At 65.9% G+C, this 6,396-nt stretch carries 5 protein-coding genes; 3 read left to right on the top strand and 2 right to left on the bottom strand.

What is annotated here, in order from left to right:
• Together ACFQ36_RS02105 and ACFQ36_RS02100 are read right to left on the bottom strand one after the other, a co-directional pair.
• A partial coding sequence (locus ACFQ36_RS02105; protein WP_377010114.1) for an acetate--CoA ligase family protein occupies positions 1 to 1,432 on the bottom strand: 1,432 nt, incomplete at its 3' end.
• Entirely contained in the window at positions 1,425 to 3,461 is a 2,037-nt protein-coding gene (locus ACFQ36_RS02100) for an FAD-dependent oxidoreductase (RefSeq protein ID WP_377010112.1), read from the bottom strand. The genes ACFQ36_RS02100 and ACFQ36_RS02105, both read right to left, overlap by 8 nt.
• A gap of 129 nt (positions 3,462 to 3,590) precedes the next feature.
• Here ACFQ36_RS02100 and ACFQ36_RS02095 point away from each other — a divergent pair, with 129 nt between their 5' ends.
• Genes ACFQ36_RS02095 through ACFQ36_RS02085 form a run of 3 tightly spaced genes read left to right on the top strand, consistent with a single transcriptional unit; the run spans position 3,591 to position 6,358 of the window.
• Complete coding sequence (locus ACFQ36_RS02095) at positions 3,591 to 4,667, top strand: ABC transporter substrate-binding protein (RefSeq protein ID WP_377010110.1); 1,077 nt, start codon at positions 3,591 to 3,593, stop codon at positions 4,665 to 4,667.
• An 11-nt stretch (positions 4,668 to 4,678) separates the two neighbouring features.
• Complete coding sequence (locus tag ACFQ36_RS02090) at positions 4,679 to 5,518, top strand: ABC transporter ATP-binding protein (protein ID WP_377010108.1); 840 nt, start codon at positions 4,679 to 4,681, stop codon at positions 5,516 to 5,518.
• A 6-nt stretch (positions 5,519 to 5,524) separates the two neighbouring features.
• A complete protein-coding gene (locus tag ACFQ36_RS02085; protein WP_377010106.1) occupies positions 5,525 to 6,358 on the top strand; it encodes an ABC transporter permease in 834 nt (277 codons plus the stop codon).
• Positions 6,359 to 6,396: the final 38 nt, after the last annotated feature.

Genomic DNA, 6,396 nt, shown 5'->3' with positions numbered 1-6,396 from the left:
CGCCCGCATGCAGGGCGCCCCAGCGGGCCAGGTGGGCCAGTGCCGCCAGGGCTGCGTCGGCCGAGGCGAAGTGGGCGGCGCTGCTGGCCGCGAGGAGTTCCCCGCCCCGCTCGGTCAGGCTGGCAGCTGTCCAGGCAGAAATCACCGTCGGCTTGGTGCTCGATTCCGCCGCCTTGATGAAGCCCGGCAGCAGCCGTTCGGCATCATGGGCGCCCCAGGTCGGGATCGCGTACAGCACCATGTCGAATTCGGGCGCACGCTCGAGTTCGGCGAGGACGCTGAGCAGGAATTCCATGTTGCCGATGACCTGGCCGGTGAGGTCGAACGGATTGCTGGGCGTGCCGAAGCGCATGGTCCGGGACAGGGCCTGGACCGTTTCCTCGGACAAGGCCAGGACGTCCAGGCCAAGTTCGCTGGCCCGGTCAGCCGCGTAGCTGCATTCGCCCCCGGACGGCGACACGATCAGCACCCGGTTCGACGCCGGCACCGGGACCCGCGTCATGAGGTCTGCCGTGTCGATCAGCGCGTCCACCGAATCGACCTCGAGGACGCCCAGCTGCTCCATCACGTTGCGGAAGACGGCGTGGGAGCCGGCCATGGCGCCGGTGTGGCTGAGCGAGCTGCGCTGCCCTGCGTCCGAGCGGCCCACCTTCAGGGCCAGGACCGGCTTGCCCGCCCGGTGCGCCTTGGCCACGGCGGCCTGGAACGCGGGGACATCCCGCAGTTCCTCCACGAAGAGCGCGATGACCTTGGTGTGCGGGTCACCGGCGAACGCGTCAACCAGGTCCGCCACATCGACATCGCCTTCGTTGCCGACGCTGACGAATCCGCGGATCCCGATGCCGCGCCCCTGGGCCCGGTTGAAGAGATTCACCGCCATGCCGCCGCTCTGGCTGACGATGCTGATGTGCCCGGCGGTATGGGCGCCGGTGATGTTCAGCGTCGGACAGGCAACGACGTTGTCCGTCACGCTCACCGCGCCGATGCAGTTGGGTCCAAGCAGCCGGCTGCCATGGCCCCGGGCCAGGTCCACGAGTTCCTGCTGGCGGATCCGCCCGGCCTCGCCGTCTTCGGCAAAACCGGCCGAGCAGACCGTGATGAACTTGACGCCGGCGCGGGCACAGTCACGCACCGCCTGCGGCACCAGCTCGGCACGGACCAGCAGGATCGCCGCGTCGACAGGTTCCTCGATGTCGCCCACCCGGGGGTAGCAACGCAGCCCCTCAAGTTCCTCGTAGCGCGGGTTGACGGGAAAAATCCGTCCCGAATAGCCGGTGCGCAGGAGGTTGGCGAGGCTGCGCGACGAATATCCGCCCTCGTTGCCCGAGGCGCCGATAATCGCGATGGAACGCGGCGCGAGCAGCGCGGCCAGGTCCAGCGGCCGGCGGCCGGCGGTGCCCGGACCGCTGATGGTCAAAGTTTCTTCACCCACTGGTCGTCCTCCCGGTTGCCAGGACGTCCGGTGCCGGAGGGCCCTGGAGAATCTTGGCCAGTGCATAGGCCTGGCGGGTCGCGAACACCAGCCGGCGGGGCGCAAAGGCATCGCCCAACAGGTGGACGTTGCCGCGGCGTTCGCTCAGTTCCTCGAATAGCGCGCTCTCCGAAACTCCGCCGCAGGCCAGCACCACGGAGTCGAAGCCGTCCAGCTGCTCCTCGACGCCGGAGTACACGTTGCGTGTGGTCACGGTGCCCGCGGTGATGGCGGTGGCTTCCTCCATGAAGCGGAACTGCACCTTCTGCGCGCTGAGCCGGCCCAGGATGCCGCCGACTATGTAGCGTCCCAGCAGTTGGGCCGGGCCGTTCGTGGCGTAGATGATCCGCACCTGGTGGCCGCGCGAGCTGAGGTGGTCGGCCAGGGCCAACGGCGGCATATGGTCGTCCTGCGCCACGATGATGACCCGTTCGCCGGCGGTGGCCCTGCCGGTAAGGACATCGCGGATCTCCAGAACATGCGCCTCATCGACGCCCGGAACCGGCGGGCGCCGTGCCGAGGCCCCGGTGGCAACGGCCACGACGTCGGCGCCCTCGGCCAGGACGTCGTCCACGGTGGCCGCATGGTTCAGCCGGATCTTGACGCCAAGGTCCGCGAGCCGGTTCTGCTGCCAGTCAAGGTAGCGGCCGAAGCGTTCGTGCCGCGGCGCGGCGGCGGCGATGCGCAGCTGTCCGCCCAGCCGGCCCTGTGCTTCCCACAGGTCCACGCTGTGGCCGCTCTCGGCGGCGAGGGCTGCCAGTTCCAGCCCGGCCGGACCGCCGCCGATGACCAGGAGACGCCTGGGGCTGGCCGAGCGCAGCCACGGCCCCTCGACTTCGTTGCTGGTATGCGGATTCACGGCGCAGCCGAAGGGCAGCCCGTCGACATAGCGGCGGTTGATGCACTCGTTGCCGCCCACGCAGGGCCGGATCTCCTCGGTGCGGCCCTCGGCGGCCTTGACCAGGAGTTCGCCGTCGGCAATGTGCGCCCGGGCCATGCCGACGACGTCGGCATGGCCCGAGGCCAGGATGGCCTCGGCGGTCTCGGGGGAGTTGATCAGTCCGGTATGTACCACCGGCAGCGAGACAGCGCGCCGCAGGTCCCCGGCCAGGTCCGACCACTGGCCGGCATCGAAGAAATGTGGCTGGATGTAGCTCGGGTTGCCCCACGGGGTGCCGACGACGGCATGGATGAAGTCGATCAGGCCGGTCGATTCCAGGTACCGGGCGATCTCGATGCCGCCTGCGGCATCGTACCCGCCGGGCACCTCTTCCCTGAGGTTCAGCCTGACGCCGACGGCCATTGAACTGCCGACGGCGTCGCGGATGGCGGCGAGTGTTTCCACCACGAAGCGTGCGCGGTTCTCCAGCGGGCCGCCGTAGGCATCCTGGCGGTGGTTGGTCAGCGGGGAGAGGAACCATTCCAGCAGGTCGTCGTGGTTGACATGCAGTTCGATGCCGTCCAGCCCCGCACGCAGGGCCTGCCCGGCGGAGAACCTGTACTCCTGTACGAACCAGGCGATTTCCCGGGCGGTGAGCACGTGCGGCAGCTGGTTGCTGACAGGCGAGCTCAGGCGGGCCGAGGGCGCGTGCGGGAAGCCGCCGATCATGGTCATCTGGCAGGTGACGACCGCGCCGGCGGCGTGCAGGGTATCCGTGACCCGCTGCACCCGGTCGACGAAGTACGGCAGCCTGAAATAGCCCTTCGTTTCCGCGCTGATGCCCGAGGGCTCGAAGCCGGGAATGAACTGGTTTTGGATGCGTCCGGTGACCCCGCCGATCCAGGCCACGCCGGCCTTGGCCCGGGATTCAAGGTACGCGATCGTCCGGTCCGCGTCGCTTTCGTCCGTTCCCCAGAGATTGCCGATGGCGGAGTTGTGCGGAGGCATCATGACCCTGTTCCGCAGCTTCATCGGCCCTATCTGCACCGGTGAGAACAAGTGCGGGAAGCCGGATCCCCGCCCCGCTTCAAATTGCTGGTCATGATCCATATAGTTAACTTAGATCTGTCGACAAGTTCCGGTCAAGGATTGCCGGACGGCAGTTGGCGGGGTCTTGACCAGCGATATAAATCATATTAATGATTAATAAGTTCTATTCGTTCTGTCGGGGAGGCACTCGTGAAGCAGAACCCATTCCCGGGCACGGCCGGTTCCAGATTCGCTGCCGTCGTGGCCGCAGCTGCCCTCTTGCTCGCCGGTTGCGCAGGCCCGGACGCGGCCAAGGGGAACTCGGCGTCGGAGCCGGGGGATTCGCTGGCGGCCGTGCGGGTCGGCCTGGCCATCCCTACTTTCAACACAGCGCTCATCAACTACGTGATCCAGGAAGACATCGACGCGGAACACGGCTTGGACATGGTCCCAACCATGGGCGGAGCCGGGAGCACCAACCTCGTTGCCGCCCTGCGTTCCGGCTCCTTCGACGTCGTCGGCATCGGCACGGCAACCTTGGTGGATGCCAACGCAGAGGGGGCCAACCTCGTCGTTGTCGGCGGCACCGGGGGTCTGATCAATAATATTGTGCTCAATTCGAAGGTTGCCGAGGGGCTGGGAGTCAGCCCTGAGGCGCCCGTGGAGGAACGCATCAAGGCCCTGCGCGGACTGACCATTGCGACTTCACCGCCAGGGTCCAGCAGCAATTCGACCCTGCGTTACCTCGTGAAGCAGTACGGCCTCGACCCGGACAAGGACCTGAGCATCGTGCCGGTCAACGATCCCTCCGCGATTGTCGCAGGCATCCGGCGGGGCCAGTTCGACGGCAGTTTCTTCGGTGTCGGCATCGCGGATGTGAACATCGCCGATGGCTCGGGGGAGCTGTGGGTTTCCCTGCCGCGCGGAGACATCGAGTCCTTCAAGGACCTCGTCGGCGTGGTGCTGGTCACCACCAGGGACTACCTGGAGAAGAACCCGGATGCGGTAGCTGCCTTCCATGCATCGCTGGCCGATGCACAGCGGCGGGTCGAAGAGAATCCGGATCAGGTGGGGCAGGTCTTGCATAACAAGACGTTCACCGACCTGGACAAGAACGTCTTCGACACGGCGTGGGAGCAAGCCCAGGGCGGCTTTCCGGAGGGGGCCAACTTCACGCGGGACAGCTGGAACGTCTACAAGGAACTGTTCCAGGCGACCTCCGAGAAGGACTTCTCGACGATTAAGTACGAAGACCTGGTCGCGCCGCCGGCACGTGGCGAATCCTAAGGTGGATCGGCATGCTGGAAAATGGTGGGGCTGGAATGGATGCCCGGGCAACCCAAGTTGAGACCGGCAGCGTGATCTTCGAAGTCAGCGGGCTGGGCATCGGCTTCGGGGACCGGGAGGATATCCTACGCGATGTAGACCTCGAGGTCCGGGCGGGCGAGTTCGTGACCCTGCTGGGCCCCAGCGGGTGCGGCAAGACCACGATCCTGAACCTGGCCGCAGGACTACTGCGGCCGCGGCGTGGACACGTCCGTTTCGGCGGACGGCCGATCAACGGATTCAATACGTCCGCCGGTTATATGACCCAGGACGATACCTTGCTGCCGTGGCGGACAGTTGCGGCCAACATTGGATTGCCGTTGCGCCTGCGCAAGGTGCCAAAAGCCGAGATCAAGTCCAAGGTGGATAACTACCTGCGCATCCTGGACCTCGAACATGCCGGTGGGCTCTTCCCCGGCCAGCTCAGCGGCGGCATGCGCCGGCGGGCGCTGTTGGCCAGAAGCATGATCTACGAACCCGCGCTGCTGTTGATGGACGAGCCGTTTGCGGCGCTGGACGCGCAGATGCGCCAGCAAATGCATGCCGAGCTGCGCGAGACCGTAACACGCCTGAACCAGGCGGTCCTCTTCGTCACCCATGACATTGCCGAGGCGGCCGCGCTGTCCGACCGGGTGCTTGTCGTCGGCGGCGGACCGCCCGGCGGCATCGTGGCCGACATCGGGATTCCCTTCGGCAGGGAACGGGACCTTTCCACCCTGCGGTTCGAGGATGAGTTCTTCGCCGTGGAGCGGGAACTGCACGACATTTTGCATACAGCGAAGCTTCGCGCATCGACAGTGGACGAGGGCTGATCTTCCATGGGCACCATGACCACCGACAAGAACCTGCGGGTGGAGGCAGCCGGGCAGGCAAAGAGCCAGGGGCGCCGCAGGACCGCCCAGCAATGGAGCGTGCGGCTGCCGCAGTTCCTCATTGTCATCGCCTTCCTCGTTCTCTGGGAGATTGGTGCGGGGCGCTTTGTCGACGACTTGCTGATCAGCCGTCCATCGGAAATCTTCCCCGAGCTCTGGTCCTGGATCGTCGACGGGGACCTCCTCTACCACGCCGCAAGCACTTTTAAGGACTCAGCCCTGGGGCTGCTGTGCGGTGGACTCGCCGGGCTCGCGGTGGGCTGCATCCTGGGCCAGTCGAAGAAGCTGGCCGTGATCTTCGAGCCGTTTATTACGGCCCTCTACACCATGCCCAAGCACGCACTGATTCCGTTGTTCATCATGTGGGTTGGCATCAACTCGGAGCTGCGTGTGCTGACGTCCAGCACGATTGTTTTCTTCCTCATCTTCAACAACACTTCCTTCGGCATCAGGGACGTCAGCACGGCCTTGGTGAATTCGGTCAGGGTGATGGGCGGAAGCAGCGCCGACGTCCTGTTCCGCGTCAGCTTGCCGTCGGCGCTGATCTGGGTGGTCGCGGCCATGAAGCTGGCCGTGCCGCAGGCGATCGTCGGCGTTGTTGTCGCCGAAATGCTTGCCGGGGACAGGGGCCTCGGATTCCTGGTGGCCATGAATGCCGGAACATTCAACACCGCAGGTACCTTTGCCGCCATCACGGCGCTGCTCGTTGCCGGATTCCTCGTGGACCGGCTTGTGGGATTCCTGACACGGCGGGCCCTTTCCTGGAAAACCGCCTCCTGATCGCGGAATCGAATCTATGCGCATAGACTCTTGAAAGC

This window comes from Arthrobacter sp. GCM10027362, from assembly GCF_042679445.1.
Classification (GTDB): domain Bacteria; phylum Actinomycetota; class Actinomycetes; order Actinomycetales; family Micrococcaceae; genus Crystallibacter.
This window is presented reverse-complemented; position numbering and strand designations above follow the sequence as displayed.

Excerpts from the sequence above, each read along its gene's own strand:
- ACFQ36_RS02090 (WP_377010108.1), top strand. The coding sequence starts at position 4,679 with ATGCTGGAAAATGGTGGGGCTGGAATGGATGCCCGGGCAACCCAAGTT.
- ACFQ36_RS02100 (WP_377010112.1), bottom strand. The coding sequence starts at position 3,461 with ATGGATCATGACCAGCAATTTGAAGCGGGGCGGGGATCCGGCTTCCCG.
- ACFQ36_RS02085 (WP_377010106.1), top strand. The coding sequence starts at position 5,525 with ATGGGCACCATGACCACCGACAAGAACCTGCGGGTGGAGGCAGCCGGG.